Here is an 18,351-nt window from a genome sequence, read left to right as displayed (position 1 = left end):
ATTAACATGCAAAAAATAGCAAAAATTTTATCCGTAGCCTTATGTTTTTGTATTGGTCAATGCGTTTTTGGTCAATTAAAAACTATAAAAGAAAAAGAAGCTGAATTCTATAAAATTGTAGATGTTCCAATCCCAAAAGACATTAAGTTAGAAGTAGGTGGTTTAGCCTTAACCGATAAAGACAAGTTGGGTGTTTCAACACGTCGTGGTGAAGTTTGGTTAATTGATAAGCCTTATAGCGAAACACCAAAATTCAAATTATTTGCACATGGCTTACACGAAGCTTTAGGGTTAGGTTTTAGAGATGGTGGATTCTACCTATCACAACGTGGTGAGTTAACACGACTTTTAGATAAAGATGGTGACGACGAAGCTGATGTTTATAAAACTATTTTTTCGTGGCCGTTATCTGGAAATTATCATGGTTACTCATATGGACCAAAATTCACAGAAAATGGCGATATGATAGTGAACCTAAATCTAGCCTGGATGAACGGAGGCCAAAGCCCTGTAAGATGGCGTGGTTGGATGTTAAAAATTACGCCTGAAGGCGAAATGACACCAATTGCAACAGGATTACGCTCTCCTGCTGGGATAGGCATTAACCCTGAAGGTGATTATTTCTACACCGAAAACCAAGGAGATTGGGTAGGTTCTGGTAGAATGACACATTTAGAAGTTGGTGATTTTGCAGGACATCCTTCGGGATTAAAATGGAGCGATGACCCACAATCTCCCTTAACATTGAAACCTGAAGACATTCAGGACAATTCAGGGATGACATTATATGAGTATGCCAAAAAGGAAAAAGAATTAAAAGCACCAGCTATTTGGTTCCCTCACACAATTTTGGGTATTTCTACATCTGATATTTTATACGACACCACCAATGGTAAGTTTGGCCCTTTTAGTGGACAACAGTTTATTGGAGACCAAGGCCATAGTAAAATCATGCGTGTATACATGGAAAAAGTAAATGGGGTTTATCAAGGTGCCGCCTTCCCTTTTGTCGAAGGATTTTCTTCTGGAATATTGCGTATGATTTGGGGAAGCGACAATAACATGTTTGTTGGTATGACCAGTAGAGGTTGGGCCTCTACAGGTAAGAAAGAATTTGGCTTACAGCGTTTGGTTTGGACTGGTAAAATGCCATTTGAAATCAAAACTATGAAAGCTAAAGATGATGGCTTTGAATTAGAATTTACGAAACCTATTAGCAAAGAACAGGCTGAGGATATTACGAACTATAAAATGACAACATTTACGTATAAGTATCATAAAACCTATGGAAGCCCAATTATTGACCAACAAAAAGCCATGATTCATAAGGCCGATGTATCTGAAGATGGCCTAACTGTAAAACTAACAGTTCATGGCATGCGTTTAGGATTCATTCACCAATTAGAAATTCCAAAGCTACAGGCCAGTTCTGGTGAAAAATTATTACATAAAAAAGCTTACTATACTTTAAACGAAGTGCCTGGAGGTGAATTGAAATCCATGCAAATGGAAATGAAAAAATCCGATAAGAAAATAGAACAACCTAAACGCGTTAACACAATACCTCATGAATGGGGCGAAGCTGGTGCTGACCAAAAAGTTGTTATTGGAACCGTACCAGGATTGAAGTTTGATCTTCAAGAAATCACTATCAATAGAAATAGCAAGATTGAGCTTACACTTAACAATAATGATGACATGATTCACAATGTTGTATTGACTAGTAAGCCAGGTAAAGACATCGCGCTTAAAGTAGGACAAGAAGCCTTAGGTTTAGGTCTTGATGGTCCAGACCTTAGCTATGTTCCATTTAGTGATTTAGTACAAGCACATACAGGAACTGTAGGACCTGAGGATAAGGAAACAATATATTTTACTTCGCCAAGCGAACCTGGTGAATATTGGATTGTTTGTACATTTCCAGGACATTATTTAACGATGCTTACAAAAGTAACGGTTAAGTAAATAGCTAAAATGAGTTCATAAAAAAAAGCGGCCTAATGGCCGCTTTTTTTATATGTTTCGATTGGATTATTCTACTACAAATTTTCCTTTCATCATTGCGTAATGCCCAGGAAAACTACAGATAAAATCATAAGTTCCAGCTTCCGGAGCTACAAACTCAATAGATGTTGTTTGTCCCCCACCAATAACACCAGTGTGTGCAATAATCTCAGATTCTGAACCAGCAGGAATATAATTTGTTTCTCTTGCTGAAGCTGCTTTTCCAGCAAATGCAGCTAAATCTACTCCCTTTGCAAGAATTACAACGTTATGCCCCATAACATTAACATCTAATTTTCCTTTATGACGCAATGTTAATTTTACTTTCTGACCAGCCTTTGCTTTTATTTCAGTTTTATCAAACTTCATTAAATCATCTCCAACTAAAACAATATTTGCCTCATTAGATGCTTCCTTTACTTCTTCCTTTGAAGATTTATTCTCATAAGAGAATGATTCTTTTTCCTTTTTCTTTTCTCCTCCTCCACAATTCACCATCATCATACAGGTCAAAGTAGCGGCAACTATATACTTAACTTTTTTCATTTTTACTGTTTAATTATTTGTGTTATAAATTAGAAATTGTCTCCCTGATAAGAGAACCAAATATAGCTATATTATTCCAAATTAATGTCTAATATTATTCATTGAAAAAAATTATACTAAGATAAAAATAGCACTATTATTCACCTTATCTTTTAATGCCATAAAAGTTTCCATACGGGTAATTCTGTTCGCTATTTAATAGAATGACACAGCTCTCTACATTTATCATTAAGTAAAGAAAAGTCTAAAGCCTATTGCACATCATTTTTTGTTAACAACGAGATAGTTTCAAAAAATGTAGGCTTATCTAAAAAGTACTTGGTTTACTTTCAGGCTTAATGAGCTACAGCAGTTTTAGTCTTAAAATCAAACAGAAGAAAAAGCAAAGCTTCCATTTTAGGCCCTAATTTTTCATTTAATATTTTAAAAGCTCTTGTAATATGACCTTCTATAGTTTTAGTGGAAATATTAAGATATTCGGAGATTTCTACGTGGGTAAGACCTTCTTTTTTATTTAATAAGAATATTTGTTTGCATTTAGTAGGCAGGTTATTTATTTCTTCATCAACCTTTTTAATTAAAGTATCTAAATCATCATATTCCTTCTCAACGAACAGATCTAAAGCTTCAAAATACTTCTTCTCTAAATAAATAATAGGTTTATTCTTTCTATACTGATCTATAAATTCATTGTAAACCGATTTATACAAATAACCTTTAATAGAATACCCAGGGTTTATCTGTTTTCTGTTCACAAAAACATCAGCAAAAACATTTTGTACAATATCTTCAGCTTTACTATGATTTTTAATTAAAGCATATGCATAGCTACAAAGCTTATCATAAAAAGACTCCATAAGAAAATTATAGGCCTCTTCTTTCCCTAGCTTTAACTGTTCAGCTAAATAAAAATTATCTAAAAATTTTGAATTTTTCATAATTTTTTGAGCTAAAATATAAAAAAATGCAAAAAAATTAGAGGGGTTAAAAAAAACCAAACGTAATAGCTGTATGACGGGTCAGGACAAATTTGAAAATATTGTTACCAAATTTCTTAGTAACGAAGCCAATATCGAAGAATTAGAGCTTCTGGAAAACTACTTGAAATCTCCTAAAAATCTGCAACATTTTAATCGTTTGGTTAAAATTGAGTATTTAACATCAATAACTATGGCTGTTTATAATAAAGCTAATGCTCAAAATGAAATTAATAAAAAAATTAAAGCCATTAAAAAGCAGAAAACGTCTACAATTATTAAAAGGTTTTCAGTAGCAGCTTCAATAATTTTGGCATCAGCATTTGGGCTTGGCTATATCTATTTTAATAAAGATCAAGTAGAACAACATAAAATAGTAAGTCCTCCAGAATCAAATATCATAATAAAACCGGGTTCTGAAAAAGCAACACTTACCCTGGCAAATGGCAATCAGGTATATTTAGAGAAAGGAGAAAATTACACTAACGATTATGTTGAAAGTAATGGTAAAAAATTAACCTACAAAGAACAAGGAGAGCAAACTAAAAATACCATTGAATATAATTATTTGGAGATTCCAAGAGGTGGCGAATATTTTGTGGTTTTAGCTGATGGCACAAAAGTTTGGTTAAATTCAGAATCTAAGCTAAAGTACCCAACCGCCTTCGTTAAAGGCTTAGACAGAACTATTGAACTTCTTTATGGAGAGGCCTATTTTGAAGTATCACCTAGCACAAATCATAAAGGTTCTCATTTTTACGTATTAAGTAAAGGACAAAAAATAGATGTTATTGGAACCGAATTTAACATTAAAGCTTACAACGACGAGAATAGTGTTTATACCACCTTGGTTGAAGGCAAAATAGCTTTAGAAAAAGGAGCTTTCAAAAAAACACTAAAACCTAATCAGCAAGCTCAAATAGATTTAAACACAAATACTGTAAATATAGTAGATGTAGACACATCTCAAGAAATAGCCTGGGTTAAAGGGCTTTTTAGTTTTGAAGAAGCCAAATTAGAAGACATGATGAAAACACTATCAAGATGGTATAACATTGAGGTTCTTTTTGAAAAATCTAGCTTAAGAGCTTTTAAATTTACAGGAATATTACAACGCGAAAAAAAAATAGAAGACCTATTAAAAACTATTAAAACGAGTTCTGATGACAGCATTCAATTTGACATAAGAAACAACATCATTATAATAAGATAATTAATAAAAGGAAAGGCCAACACATTGCACGGTACCAGCCTTTTCCTTGATAATTATAATTAAAACTAAGTTTAATTAAATCTTTACAAATTTATGAAATTTAAATTTACTACTGGTCTTTTCTATCTCAAGAAAAGACATCTGCAGCTAATTACAAAAACGTTTGTTTTTTTATGCTGTACTCTAACATTTGCTCTCAGAGCAAACAACAGTTTTTCTCAAAGTGCAAAAGTCACCATTAACAAAGACAAAGTACTGTCGGTCAAACAAGTATTCAAACTCATCAACAAACAAACAGATTATAAGTTTATATACAGACACGATCTTGTAAAAGCATTGCCTGAATTACCTCTAAAAAAGGGAACTATAAAGGTCTGCGATCTACTTGATAGATACTTATCCCCTAGCGGATTATCCTATTCCTTTACAGAGAACAGCACGGTAATTGTTCACAAACAAAAAGAAACAATTAATCAAAAAAGTAGTAGTCAAAGACTAACCATAAAAGGTAAAGTTACAGATGCCACTGGCCTTCCTTTACCTGGGGCAAATATCCTAGAAAAAGGCGAAAGCAATGGTGCTCAAACCGACTTTGATGGTAGCTTTTCATTAACTGTTACAGATTCTAATGCCATACTGGTAATTTCTTATTTAGGGTATGTAACTCAGGAAATTACAGTTGGAGATCAAACTATGATTAATGTACAAATGGAAGAAGACTCAGCTGCACTAGATGAAGTTGTAGTTGTAGGGTATGGAACACAACTTAAAAAAGATGTTACTGGTGCGGTATCTCAAATCGATACTAAAGCGTTAAATGTAGCGTCACCTGTCAATCTTTCAAATGCCTTGACTGGGCAACTTACAGGGGTACTTTCCATACAAACTTCTGGTCAACCAGGTTTTGATAGTGCTACCTTTCAAATTAGAGGAATAAGTACTACCGGAAATAATACCCCCTTAGTATTGGTCGACGGAGTTGTACGACCTTTTAGCAGGATTAATCCAAATGAAATAGCAAACGTAACAGTGCTTAAAGATGCTGCTTCTACAGCTATTTATGGATCCAGAGCTGCTAACGGAGTTTTATTAATAACTACCAAACAGGGGAAAATATCATCAAAACCAAAATTCAATTTTTCTTCAAGTTATGGATTTCAAACCCCAACTGACAGGCCTGAGCTAATGGATGCCAATGAGTATGTATTAGCATTTAGACAAGCAAGATTTAATGAAGGCGTTGCTGAAGATCAACTACCTTTCCCAGATTTAGTAGATGATGCTGAGAATGGAAGGCTAACTTCTTACGATTGGTGGAATGATGTGCTTACCAATTCTGCAGACCAACAACAATATAATTTAACGATAGATGGTGGATCAGAAAAATTAAAGTACTTCTTTTCTTATGGTTTTCTTGATCAAAATGCCTTCTTTGAAAATGCCGGATTTAAACAAAATAGTATTAGATCTGATGTTGATGCCAAAATATCCGATAATTTGAATATTAGGGTAAGTTTAGCAGGAAGATTGGAAAACAGGTTAAGATCAGCTGATAGTGATGGCGAAATTTTCTCTAATGTTCTAAGAGCAAACCCATTGAATCCTGTATTTGTCAACGGGCTACCAGGTACCGAAAACCTGCCTCCAAAATCCTTAGGGTTTGATGGTTTTTCAGGAAATGCCTTTGGTGATGCCAACCGAAATGGTAGTACAAGAAGGACTAACGATGTTTACCAAAGTAATATACAATTAACATATAAAATCCCTGGATTTGAAGCGTTAAGTGCAAAAGGTTTATATGCTTATGATAGGACTTATACCAGAAACAAAAGTTTCTTTATACCTTATACTTCCTACCAGCTTAATGAAGCAACTGGGCAATATGATATCGCTTTGCAAAGTGATAACAACATCACACTCAGTGAAAGCAGAAGTGATTTTAACCGTCAAACGTTGCAGTTAAGCCTTAATTATGCCAATACATTTGGAAATCATGATGTTTCGGCCTTGTTACTTTTTGAGCAAATTGAAACGTCTTTTAATACTACGTCTGCATTTAGAGATGGTTTTATCTCCTCTGCTATTCCGGAGTTTTTTGCTGGGTCTGTAGAAAATGATTCTAATGATGGTTCTTCTTCTGAAACTGCTAGAAGAGGATATGTAGGTAGAGTAAATTATGACTATAAAGATAAATATCTTCTTCAAGCCAATATTAGACTAGACCAATCTTATATATTTCCAAAAGAGGGAAGAGATGGTTATTTCCCGGCATTTTCTGCAGGTTGGCGTATATCAGAAGAAGCTTTTATGCAAAATGTTGGCTTTATTAATAACTTAAAAATAAAGGGGTCTTGGGGAATTACTGGTAACGATAGGGTAAATCCTTTTCAGTTTCTTTCCGGGTTTAACTTTGGTGGAGGCTATGTAGTTGGCGGAGTGTTACAACAAGGTATTAGACCTTCAGTGGTTGCCAACCCAGATATAACATGGGAAGAAGCTACTTCAACTGATTTTGGTTTTGAAGCAAGTCTTTTCGATAATTTGTTCAGTTTAGAAGTAAATTACTATGAAAAAACCACCGAAAATATCTTAAGACCTCCAAGTGCTTTAGTTCCTGATACTTTTGGAGCCTCATTACCAAGTACAAACATAGGTATTTTTGATAGTTGGGGATGGGAATTTGATATCTCCCATAATAACTCTATAGGAGACTTCACTTATAGTATAGGTGCAAATTTAACAACAATTGATAACGAAGTTGTTTTTATAGACGAAGCTATTGATGAAAATCCTGCCACTAGAAGTACTGGCAAACCATTTGGAGTTAGATTTGGTTATTTATCAGACGGCCTTTACCAAACTCAGGAAGAAATAGATAATGGTCCGCAACAATTTGGAACTATCGCTCCAGGAGATATCCGCTATAAAGACCTTAACGGTAGAGATGCTGATGGCAACCTTACAGGAGAGCCAGATGGCAGAATAACTAACGACGATAGAGTGGTAATAGGTCAGAGTTCTAACCCAGATTTGGTTTTTGGTGTTAACATGAATATGGGGTATAAAGGTCTTAGCTTGGCACTTAACTTTCAAGGAGCTTCTGGTTTTACAAGAAACATACGTCCTACTGGGTTTTTATTAGGTGTAGGTAATAACTTTAGTGTTTTGAATGATTCCTGGACTCCGGAAAACCCTGATGCCAGATACCCTAGGATTTTACCCGATGGTAACTCAAACAATAATGTAGCTAGTGATTTCTGGTTGGAAGATGTACATTATGTACGTCTAAAGCGTGCAGAATTGCAATACGATTTCTCTTATTTAATATCTGGCGCTTTAGAATCTGTGGGTATAGACCATTTAAATATAGTAGTTTCTGGAACAAACTTACTGACGTTTAGTAACATTTCAATAGGAGATCCAGAAGGAAGAGATGGGCTTCTTTTCTATCCTCAAGCCAAAGTATTTTCATTAGGAGTTAATATTGGATTTTAAAAAATAAAGAAAAATGAAAAAATATGTAATTGTATTTGTAAGCTTATTTTTTGTATTTGCTTGCAGTAGTGACTTTTTAGACAGAAAACCTTTAAGTCAAATAGCATCTTCTTCGGTGTTTGAAGATGAAAGTTTAGCCAATGCTTTTTTGAACAATGTAGTTGGCAGATTACCAAGTGGCCAGTATAATAGCCCGGGTGGAGGTTATGGAAACAACTATTTGTTAGCATCTATTACCGATGAAGCACGTGCTAAAAGTGGTTGGATTCCTGCTAATAATGTAATTATTAATGGTTCACTAAGACCCACAAACCATGGAGGCCTTAATATATGGTCAGAGGCCTATAGAGCTATAAGGGAAGCCAATCAATATATAGAAGGCGCAGAGGCTTCTATGTTTACAGACGAATTTAAAGCCAGTACTACTGCACAAGCAAGATTTGTAAGGGCTTGGTTCTATTTTGATTTGGTTCGCAGATATGGTGCAGTTCCACTAATCACCGCAGTGCAAACTTTGGAAGATGACCTTTTTGTTTCCAGAACACCGGTGGCTCAAATTTATGATTTTATAAATAATGAATTAACAGCTATTGCTTCAATTCTCCCTAATAAGTCTGAAGCGCAAACTGGAGAACTAACACGTCAGGCAGCCATTGCTTTAAATGCAAGAGCAATGCTTTATGATAAAAGATATGCAGAATCGGCAGCATTGGCAAATCAATTAATCACCGGATCTGCAAACGACGGTCTAGAATTGTATGGTGCTAACCCTGCCAATGCAGAAGAAGCTATTAATAATTATAAAAATTTATTCCTATCTGAAGGAGGCAATATAGAAACGGTATACGAACAATTGTTTTTAGCTCCTGATAGAATTCATCAATTCGATGAAGGTAATTGGCCGGTACGATGGCGAAATGATAGAGGAGGACAAACAGATCCTACACAAGAACTAGTAGACGCTTATGAAATGGAGAACGGTTTACCCATTACCGATGCAGCTTCAGGTTATGATCCTGCAGACCCATACACAGGAAGAGATCCTAGATTCTATGCTTCTATTTTTTATCATGGTTCTGAATTTTCGGAAGTATTACCTTCTCGTGGAGAACCATTTATCGATATGGAATGGAATGCATTTAACGAAGGCCCCGGAACTCGAAGAGATGGTAATGCCTCTATAACAGGATATCTTGTACGCAAATTTGTTGACCCGAGTCTAGGTTTTGCCCCTGGGCGTTTAGGTAAGACAGCTTGGCAAGAAATTCGCTTTGCCGAAGTATTATTAATCTTTGCTGAGGCAGAAAATGAAAGTAACGGGCCTACAGCTGCTGTATATGATGCAGTTAATAGAATTCGTGCCAGAGCAGCTATACCCGCTTTGCCTGCTGGTTTGAGCCAATCTGAAATGCGTGATCGTATTAGACATGAAAGAAGAATTGAATTGGTTTTTGAAAACCACCGTTGGTTTGATTTAATTAGATGGGATGAAGCCAGAACAGTTCTTAATGCTACTTTTAATGGCATAAGAATTGAAAGAAACGGTATACCAACTGCGGCTGATGGAGGTCCAACACATGTTTTTGACCCAGCACAACTTACTTTTACAACGTTTGAAATTACCAATCGTGTCAGCAACTTTCCAGATGCGTATATGCTTTTACCAATACCTCAAGGAGAGATTGATAAAAACCCAAACTTAAGACCTCAAAATCCAGGATATGAATAACCTTTTGTTAAAAGGATAATAAAACATATTAAGTTCAATTCTAACAACTTGGTAATAAAGCTTAAAGCTTTATTACCAAGTTTTTCGATATAATATTTTGCTCATATGAAGCCAGTTGCTCACATTCATTATTTGCTCATAGTACTTTTTTATTTAACAATTACTCATTTACAGGCACAACAAATTTTTATTGAAAAATCAGATGATCTGGGAATTAATCATTATGCTACCGACCCTAATGCCATGGGTGGTGGTGTTGCTATCTTTGATTTTAATAATGATGGTTTTGAGGACATTTATCTAATTGGAGGTATAAATGATGATAAATTGTATGAAAATATGGGAGATAATACCTTCAAAGATGTTACTGTTGAAAAAAGAATATCTTTTTTTAGTTTGGTGAAAACAATGGGAGTTGTTACCGGAGATATTGACAACGATGGATACTCTGATTTATTTATTACAACAGCTGAAAATGGACATTGTTATTTACTTAAAAATGAGCAGGGAAAATCGTTTAAAGACATTTCAATTCCTGCAGGAATCACCCACGAATCATGGAGCACAACAGCAACAATGGCAGATTATGATTTAGATGGCGACCTAGATATTTATGTAGGAAATTATGTTTCCTATAATGCTTTACCTTTTGAAGATAATATTACCAATGCTGAAAGAGATTTTTTCTACCAAAACAATGGTAATGGAACATTTACTAAAATAGAAAACCCATTGAGAGAAGAACAAGCTGGGTGTACGTTGGTAACTTCTTTTTCTGATTTCGACCAAGATGGTGATCCGGATTTATTTGTTCTGAACGATTTCGGTGATTTTTATCAATCAAATAAATTACTCTCAAACAACTTTCCTCTTACGGATTTCAATGAAATAACAGATACTTCCAATATGAACGCCGAGATTAATAGCATGGGAATTGCTACAGGTGATTTTAACGAAGATGGTAATTTTGATTATTATATTACTAACATAGGCCATAACATTCTATACCAAGGAAATAACAATCATATTTTTATAAATACATCAGATATTGAAAAAGTAAATGATGGTACCGGAGTAAGTTGGGGAACAGCATTCTTAGATGTAAACAACGATAGCTATTTAGATCTTCTAGTAGCTAAAGGAACCTTGGCAGCTTTAGATATTCCTCAAAAGAATAAATTTTATTTAAGGAATAACCAAGGTGTTTTTGAAGATATGTCGGAAATTCAAATGTTAGATGACCCTAATAGGGCACGGGGAATGTCGTTCGGAGATTTGAATAACGATGGCAAGCCCGATCTGATTGTATGTAATATTAAAGTAGAACCAGAAAACCAAGGGGGCACCTTGGTTTATTTAAACAATAACAAGTCTGCTGAAGCCAATTGGGTAAAAGTGTCTTTACAAGGTGTTGAGAATAATAAAAATGCCTACGGAAGTATTGTAAAGGCCTATATAAATAATAGACAATTAATACGGGAAGTATCAGCAGGCCAAAGTTATTTGTCTCAATATAGTCCAACTGCACATTTTGGTTTGGGAAACGCAACTAAAATTGATAGTATAGTTGTTGAATGGCCTGGAAAAAAAACGAAGAATGTTCATAAAGATTTAGATATAAATCAAACATATAAGATTATTGAAAATGGAGCACATTATGTGCTCGAGTCTCTAAAATTAACTCTTCCTGAAGGAGAAAGCGCTTTTTTAGAAGGAGCAGAACAAACTCAACCTGGGATATACAGAGATACTATTTTAACAGCTTCCCCAAAATTGATTAGAATCACAAAGCTTGATTTTGATTCGGATTCTGATCTAGGGAATGATAATTCATCACAATATTCAGTGGCAAGACAATGGAATGAATTATTATTGGAATCTATAAGGAATGACTATGCACGCCCTACAGTGCATGCCAGAAACTTATTTCATATTTCCTTAGCTATGTATGAAGCTTTTTCAGCATATAACCAAGAAACCAAACCTTATTTTTTGGGCAATACAGTTGGAAATTATAAAGTAGATTTTAATGGTATAGCATCACCGAATGATATTCAAAAAGCACAGGAAGAAGCTATGAGTTATGCATGCTACAGGCTTTTAAATCATCGGTTTAAAAATTCTCCTGGATATATTGAAATAAGAGGAGATTATACAAGATTAATGCTTCAATTAGGCTATGAACCCAGTTTTATCTCCACAGATTACAGTGACGGAAATGCCGCGGCATTGGGAAATTATATAGCCGAACAATTAATAGCCTTTGGGCTTCAAGATGGCTCTAACGAGATTTATGGTTATAAAAACACTTTTTACGAGCCTAAAAATGAACCTCTAATTGTAAATGAGCCAGGCAATCCAACGATTACTTACCCCAATAATTGGCAACCTCTTTCTATACGTAATTTCATAGACCAAAGTGGAAATGTCATCGGAGAAGACATTCCAGATTTTTTAAGTCCGGAATGGGGAGAAGTAATTCCTTTTGCATTAGCTAATTCAAACTTAACTATTCATAATAAAGATGGAGAAAACTATTGGATATACCATAACCCAGGAAAACCATCATTGCTGGAAGACAACCGAGCTAAAGGATTAGAAAACGCTTATAAATGGGGATTCTCCATGGTATCGGTATGGTCGTCACATTTAGATCCTAGCGATGGTAAAATGATAGATATATCTCCCGCCTCAATCGGAAATGTGCAAATAGATAGTTTTCCAGAAACATTCCAAGAATATCAATCGTATTATAAGTTTTTTGAAGGTGGTGATATTGGTAAAGGACATTCAGTTAATCCAGTTACTGGGATACCTTATACTCCACAAATGGTACCCAGAGGAGATTATGCCAGGGTTTTAGCCGAATTTTGGGCAGACGGCCCTGATTCTGAAACACCCCCAGGACATTGGTTCACTATTCTAAACTATGTGAACGACCATCCGCTAATGGAAAAGAAATTTTCCGGAAAAGGCAATCTTTTAAGTGATCTTGAATGGGATGTTAAATCTTATTTTTTGCTTGCAGGGGCTATGCACGATGCCGCTATTACTGCCTGGAGTATAAAAGGGTATTATGATTATATTAGGCCCATTTCTGCCATACGTTATATGGCTTCCAAAGGGCAGGATTCCGATCAAAACCTTATAAATTATCATCCTGAGGGTATCCCTCTAATTCCAGGTTATATAGAAATAGTTAAAGAAGGTGATCTTTTAGCCGGAGCAAACAATGAACATGTTGGAGATATTAAATTATATGCATGGAAAGGTACGCATTTTATAAATAACCCCGATACGGATGAAGCTGGTGTCGACTGGATTTTAGCAGAGAACTGGGTGCCCTACCAAAGGCCTTCTTTTGTAACTCCTCCCTTTGCTGGTTACGTTTCTGGCCATTCTACATTTTCAAGGGCTGCGGCAAAAGTATTAACATTATTAACCGGAAGCAGTTTTTTCCCTGGTGGCATGGGAGTTTTTAATACTGAAAAAAATGAGTTTTTAGTCTTTGAAGATGGCCCTAGTATAGATTTAACCCTGCAGTGGGCCACCTATCAAGATGCTTCAGACCAATGTAGCTTATCGAGGATTTGGGGAGGAATCCACCCTCCTATTGATGATGTTCCCGGACGTGTAAAAGGAGAAGTAATTGGAAATGATGCTTATATCAAAGCCGTTAACTATTTCTATGAAGACAAAGATCAAGATGGTTATTTTAGTTTTGAAGACTTAGATGATAATGACAAAAATATTGGCCCAATGAATAGCGAAAATATTACAGAGGTAAAATATAGCTTATATCCAATTCCTGTAAAGGATGAGCTAGCTTTGGACATAGAGGAATTTGAAGGTGTGTTAAATTTAAATGTCTTTGATATTTATGGCAAAAATGTACTTGATACTGTTATTAGAACTAGGAACAATAAGGTAAACATACTATTGCAAAAATTAACTCCTGGAGCATATATTTTAACTTGTACAACTCTAAAAGGGCAAAAAATTATTGCTCAAAAAATAATTAAGCAATAATAATTTACAAATTAGCTTTTCAAATGATTTAGTTAAAAACTATTGTAACTATAACAGAACTACACCAAAAACTCGAACAGATCTGGCTTATCATTTAAATAATCACCATAAAAATCATGATGCTTCATTCTGGCAACTAAAGGCTCTAGGTCTTTAGCAGACTTCAACTGGATTCCTACTACTGCGGAACCATTCTCTCTATTGGTTTTTTTAGCGTATTGAAAATATGTAATATCGTCATGCACCCCCAAAATATCAACCACAAACTCTTTTAAAGCCCCTGCACGTTGCGGAAATTTCACAATAAAGTAATGCTTTAAATTAGCATACAGTAAAGCACGTTCTTTAATTTCTGGCGTTCTAATAATATCATTATTACTACCACTTACCAAACACACTACATTTTTACCTCTTATAGCTTCAGAATAAGCATCTAAAGCGGCAATACTTAAAGTTCCTGCTGGCTCAACTACAATAGCATTTTTATTATAAAGGTCTAATATGGTTTGGCATACCTTTCCTTCTGGAACCGTAATAACATCTGTTAAATGCTCTTTACAAATAGCAAAAGGCAAATCTCCCACACGCTTTACCGCAGCACCATCTACAAACTTCTCAATATGCTCTAAGGTTGTATTCTTACCATTTTTTATAGATACAGACATGGAAGGCGCTCCTTCTGGCTCTACTCCTATTATTTTAGTATCGGGTGATAACGCTTTAAATATAGATAAGATTCCTGCTGCTAGTCCTCCGCCACCTATAGGTAAAAACAAATAATCTACCGGTTCATTTAACTGATCTAAAATCTCTAAACCTATGGTAGCCTGCCCTTCAATAACCTTTTTATCATCAAAAGGATGTATAAATGTTTTCTTATGCTTCTCACAATCTTCCATTGCAGCATGATAAGCATCATCATATGTATCCCCAACCAGTTTGACATCTACAAAATCTTCGCCAAACATTCTCACTTGCTCAATCTTTTGGTTTGGCGTTGGTATTGGCATAAAAATAGTGCCTTGTATTTGTAATATTTTACAAGATAATGCAACACCTTGGGCATGATTACCTGCACTGGCACACACAACACCTCGTTCTGATTCTTCTTTAGACAATGAGCTTATTTTATTATAAGCCCCTCTAATTTTATACGAACGTACTTGCTGCAAATCTTCTCGTTTAAAATAAATATTAGCAGCATACTTTTTTGAATAGTTCTCAATCCAACCCAATGGGGTTTTTAGAACTATTTGGCTTATATTTTTTTGAGCTTTTAAAACGTCTTCAATTAATATCATAGTTTTTTATTGATGCGCTCCCTCATAATCAATTCAATACTTTAGTGGGAAAGGCATATACTTTTAAATTCCGCCATAAACTCCTAAAGCCAAATTCAACAATAAAAAATACTCACGATTAAGAGGACATTCAACACGTCCCCTTTAAAAGACAAGATGATGGTAGAGGCATTCTAATCGTCTTCAGAAAGACCTCCATTAAGATCAAACTTCTGGCACCACATCAATTGCATTCAGGCATGTTTTTTTGCAGAAGTAGTATCCTTTACAACTCATTAAAATAGCAGATGTTAACACATATTTTAATGCTTACTTTTTTAAAATGTTACTTTTTATCTTGACTAATATGACTATAGTGTTTATCGGTCTAAAATACATCAAAAACCTAAGTTTTTAATTTAAAACACTATTATTTTTGAAGCTATAACTTAAAATTTTCCCTGCATATTTGAGCAACAATTACCATTAGTAAAGTTTGAAAACCTATTTTTGTATTTTACTCAGTATATGGCATTATTTAAACCTAAAAGAAACCTTAAACAGTTTTATTATTTAAAAAACTTTATTAAGCTAGCAATTCCTGATTCCTATTTTCAAAACAGACTACAGAAGGAATTAAATGCCTTAAGTAATTTTGACTTTGAATACGTAAAAAAAAGAGTTAATCATTATAACAAGCTTGATGATTTAATTGAGCTCCCAAAAACCGTTTTACCTTTATCTGAGCTAAAATTGCAGAAAAAACAAAGAACCTATTTCTTTGATAGTAAAACCTTTTGCAGATATTTTAATGATGATTTAAAAATGGAGTTTCTCTTTGGAGACATTACCCAAATACCTAATGTTCCTAGCATTGTAAAAAGTAGACCAATCTCTGACACCAATCAAAATTCCGTACTTTTTAAATTGAATAAAATACGGCACTTTAATTTCATTAGTGATAGCAGGACTTTTGAAAGCAAAAAAGATATGCTTATTGGAATGACCACAGTGAAAAAGCGCCTACCACATAGAGAAAAGTTTTTTGAACTATATTTTAACCATCCGCTTTGTGAGTTAGGAGATATTAATAGAAATAAAGAGTTCCCCCAGTGGGCCAAACCTAAAATATCTTTGGATGAACATTTAAAGTATAAGTTTGTCTTATCTATTGAAGGTGAAGATGTGGCTTCTAACCTAAAATGGATTATGTCTTCAAACTCTATTGCGGTGACTCCTAAACTTAAGTTTGAAACTTGGTACATGGAACAAACCTTAGTTCCAGATTATCATTATATTGAAATAAATGATGATTATTCTAACCTTGAAGAAAAGCTGAATTTTTATATAGCTCACCCTGAAAAGTGTTTAGACATAATTAAAAATGCCAACGCTTACACACAGCAATTCAAGAACAAAAAAAGAGAGAAGTTAATTGCACTATTGGTACTTGAAAAATATTTTGTTCAAACAGGGCAATTATCTAAAAGAGACCATAACCTGTATTAATAAAAAAACTGCCAATACCCAAAGGGTATTGACAGTTAACGTATTTAGTTAGTTATGTAGTTTAGTTTTAAACTATTGGCTTCATAGCCGTCATAGACGCTCTTAAGAATGTTCCAATTTCTTCAACTGGGTGTTCTCTTAAAGCAGCATTGATTTCAATTAACTTAGCGTTATCAACACCTTCACCATTATCTTTAGCATAAGGTTTACCAATAACATCTACATCAATTCCTTTCATGAAATCTTCTAATAATGGCTTACATGCGTGGTCGAATAAATAACATCCGTACTCAGCAGTATCTGAAATTACACGGTTCATTTCGAATAATTTCTTTCTTGCAATTGTGTTAGCAATTAATGGTGTTTCGTGTAAAGACTCGTAATAAGCAGACTCATCAATAATACCAGATTCAATCATAGCTTCAAAAGCTAACTCTACACCTGCTCTTACAAATGCTACCATTAACACACCGTTATCGTAGTATTCTTGCTCTGAAATCTCAACATCACCAGCTGGTGTTTTTTCGAAAGCAGTTTCTCCTGTAGCGGCTCTCCATCCTAATAAATTAGCATCGTTATTAGCCCAATCTTCCATCATCGTTTTAGAGAAAACACCTTCCATAATGTCATCCATATGCTTTTGGAATAACGGACGCATGATATCTTTTAACTCTTCAGATAATTCAAATGCTTTAATTTTAGCAGGGTTAGATAATCTATCCATCATGTTTGTAACACCACCGTATTTTAAACCTTCAGTAATAGTTTCCCAACCGTATTGAATTAGTTTAGAAGCATATCCTGGATCAATACCTTTTTCAACCATTTTATCAAAACATAAAATTGATCCTGTTTGTAATAATCCACATAAAATAGTTTGTTCTCCCATTAAGTCACTCTTAACCTCAGCAACAAAAGAAGATTCTAATACACCTGCTCTATCACCACCTGTTGCAACAGCATAAGCTTTAGCTTGCGCTAAACCTTTTCCTTCTGGGTCATTTTCTGGGTGAACTGCAATAAGTGTTGGTACACCAAAACCACGTAAATACTCCTCACGTACCTCAGAACCTGGTGATTTAGGCGCACACATGATAACTGTTAAGTCCTCACGTACTTTCATACCTTCTTCAACAATATTAAAACCATGAGAATATGATAATGTAGCTCCTTTTTTCATTAATGGCATTACAGCATTAACAACATTAGTATGTTGCTTGTCTGGTGTAAGATTTAAAACTAAATCTGCTGTTGGAATTAATTCTTCATAAGTACCAACATTGAACCCATTTTCAGTTGCATTTACAAAAGATGCTCTTTTTTCTTTAATTGCTGCATCACGTAATGTATAAGAAATATCTAATCCTGAATCTCTCATATTTAAACCTTGGTTTAACCCTTGAGCTCCACAACCTACTATTACTATTTTTTTGCCTTTTAATGCTTCTACACCGTCTGCAAACTCAGATGCATCCATGAATCTACATTTAGACAATTGGTCTAATTTACCTGCTAATGTAAGTGTGTTAAAATAATTTTCCATTGTTAATATTCTTGTTTTAATACTTG

The 18,351-nt window shown here is 34.6% G+C and carries 10 protein-coding genes; 6 read left to right on the top strand and 4 right to left on the bottom strand.

The window, feature by feature from the left end; translation table 11 throughout:
• Positions 1-6: 6 nt before the first annotated feature.
• Complete coding sequence (locus FUA24_RS15785; RefSeq protein WP_148544011.1) at positions 7-1,965, top strand: plastocyanin/azurin family copper-binding protein; 1,959 nt, start codon at positions 7-9, stop codon at positions 1,963-1,965.
• 66 nt (positions 1,966-2,031) lie between these two features.
• Here the strand turns inward: FUA24_RS15785 and FUA24_RS15780 are convergent, their stop codons facing one another.
• Both FUA24_RS15780 and FUA24_RS15775 read right to left on the bottom strand, forming a co-directional pair.
• A complete protein-coding gene (locus FUA24_RS15780) occupies positions 2,032-2,550 on the bottom strand; it encodes a plastocyanin/azurin family copper-binding protein (RefSeq protein WP_148544010.1) in 519 nt (172 codons plus the stop codon).
• A 335-nt stretch (positions 2,551-2,885) separates the two neighbouring features.
• Complete coding sequence (locus FUA24_RS15775) at positions 2,886-3,488, bottom strand: RNA polymerase sigma factor (RefSeq protein WP_148544009.1); 603 nt, start codon at positions 3,486-3,488, stop codon at positions 2,886-2,888.
• Positions 3,489-3,561: 73 nt separating this feature from the next.
• Here FUA24_RS15775 and FUA24_RS15770 point away from each other — a divergent pair, with 73 nt between their 5' ends.
• From FUA24_RS15770 to FUA24_RS15755, 4 genes are all read left to right on the top strand, one after another.
• Positions 3,562-4,740, top strand: a complete 1,179-nt coding sequence (locus FUA24_RS15770; protein WP_148544008.1) for a FecR family protein — start codon at positions 3,562-3,564, stop codon at positions 4,738-4,740.
• A gap of 93 nt (positions 4,741-4,833) precedes the next feature.
• Entirely contained in the window at positions 4,834-8,235 is a 3,402-nt protein-coding gene (locus FUA24_RS15765; RefSeq protein ID WP_148544007.1) for a SusC/RagA family TonB-linked outer membrane protein, read from the top strand.
• A gap of 13 nt (positions 8,236-8,248) precedes the next feature.
• Positions 8,249-9,964 carry a RagB/SusD family nutrient uptake outer membrane protein gene (locus FUA24_RS15760; protein ID WP_148544006.1) on the top strand — a complete coding sequence of 572 codons (1,716 nt, stop codon included), beginning with the start codon at positions 8,249-8,251 and terminating at the stop codon, positions 9,962-9,964.
• Positions 9,965-10,069: 105 nt separating this feature from the next.
• Positions 10,070-13,993 carry an FG-GAP-like repeat-containing protein gene (locus FUA24_RS15755; protein WP_148544005.1) on the top strand — a complete coding sequence of 1,308 codons (3,924 nt, stop codon included), beginning with the start codon at positions 10,070-10,072 and terminating at the stop codon, positions 13,991-13,993.
• Positions 13,994-14,052: 59 nt separating this feature from the next.
• Here FUA24_RS15755 and ilvA read toward each other — a convergent pair whose 3' ends face one another.
• Entirely contained in the window at positions 14,053-15,294 is a 1,242-nt protein-coding gene (gene ilvA / locus FUA24_RS15750) for a threonine ammonia-lyase IlvA (protein ID WP_148544004.1), read from the bottom strand.
• A gap of 507 nt (positions 15,295-15,801) precedes the next feature.
• On the opposite strand from ilvA, the gene FUA24_RS15745 reads away from it, so the two are divergent.
• Complete coding sequence (locus tag FUA24_RS15745; protein WP_148544003.1) at positions 15,802-16,782, top strand: glycosyl transferase family 90; 981 nt, start codon at positions 15,802-15,804, stop codon at positions 16,780-16,782.
• Between the two features lie 67 nt (positions 16,783-16,849).
• On the opposite strand, the gene ilvC is transcribed toward FUA24_RS15745, so the two are convergent.
• Entirely contained in the window at positions 16,850-18,325 is a 1,476-nt protein-coding gene (gene ilvC / locus FUA24_RS15740) for a ketol-acid reductoisomerase (protein ID WP_148544002.1), read from the bottom strand.
• Positions 18,326-18,351 lie beyond the last annotated feature (26 nt).

The organism is Seonamhaeicola marinus, from assembly GCF_008085455.1.
Note: the sequence above shows the minus strand (reverse complement) of the source record. Positions and strands in the feature narration are given on the sequence as shown.

Coding starts and splice junctions, on each gene's coding strand:
- FUA24_RS15785 (WP_148544011.1), top strand. CDS start 7: ATGCAAAAAATAGCAAAAATTTTATCCGTAGCCTTATGTTTTTGTATT.
- FUA24_RS15780 (WP_148544010.1), bottom strand. CDS start 2,550: ATGAAAAAAGTTAAGTATATAGTTGCCGCTACTTTGACCTGTATGATG.
- FUA24_RS15775 (WP_148544009.1), bottom strand. CDS start 3,488: ATGAAAAATTCAAAATTTTTAGATAATTTTTATTTAGCTGAACAGTTA.
- FUA24_RS15770 (WP_148544008.1), top strand. CDS start 3,562: ATGACGGGTCAGGACAAATTTGAAAATATTGTTACCAAATTTCTTAGT.
- FUA24_RS15765 (WP_148544007.1), top strand. CDS start 4,834: ATGAAATTTAAATTTACTACTGGTCTTTTCTATCTCAAGAAAAGACAT.
- FUA24_RS15760 (WP_148544006.1), top strand. CDS start 8,249: ATGAAAAAATATGTAATTGTATTTGTAAGCTTATTTTTTGTATTTGCT.
- FUA24_RS15755 (WP_148544005.1), top strand. CDS start 10,070: ATGAAGCCAGTTGCTCACATTCATTATTTGCTCATAGTACTTTTTTAT.
- ilvA (WP_148544004.1), bottom strand. CDS start 15,294: ATGATATTAATTGAAGACGTTTTAAAAGCTCAAAAAAATATAAGCCAA.
- FUA24_RS15745 (WP_148544003.1), top strand. CDS start 15,802: ATGGCATTATTTAAACCTAAAAGAAACCTTAAACAGTTTTATTATTTA.
- ilvC (WP_148544002.1), bottom strand. CDS start 18,325: ATGGAAAATTATTTTAACACACTTACATTAGCAGGTAAATTAGACCAA.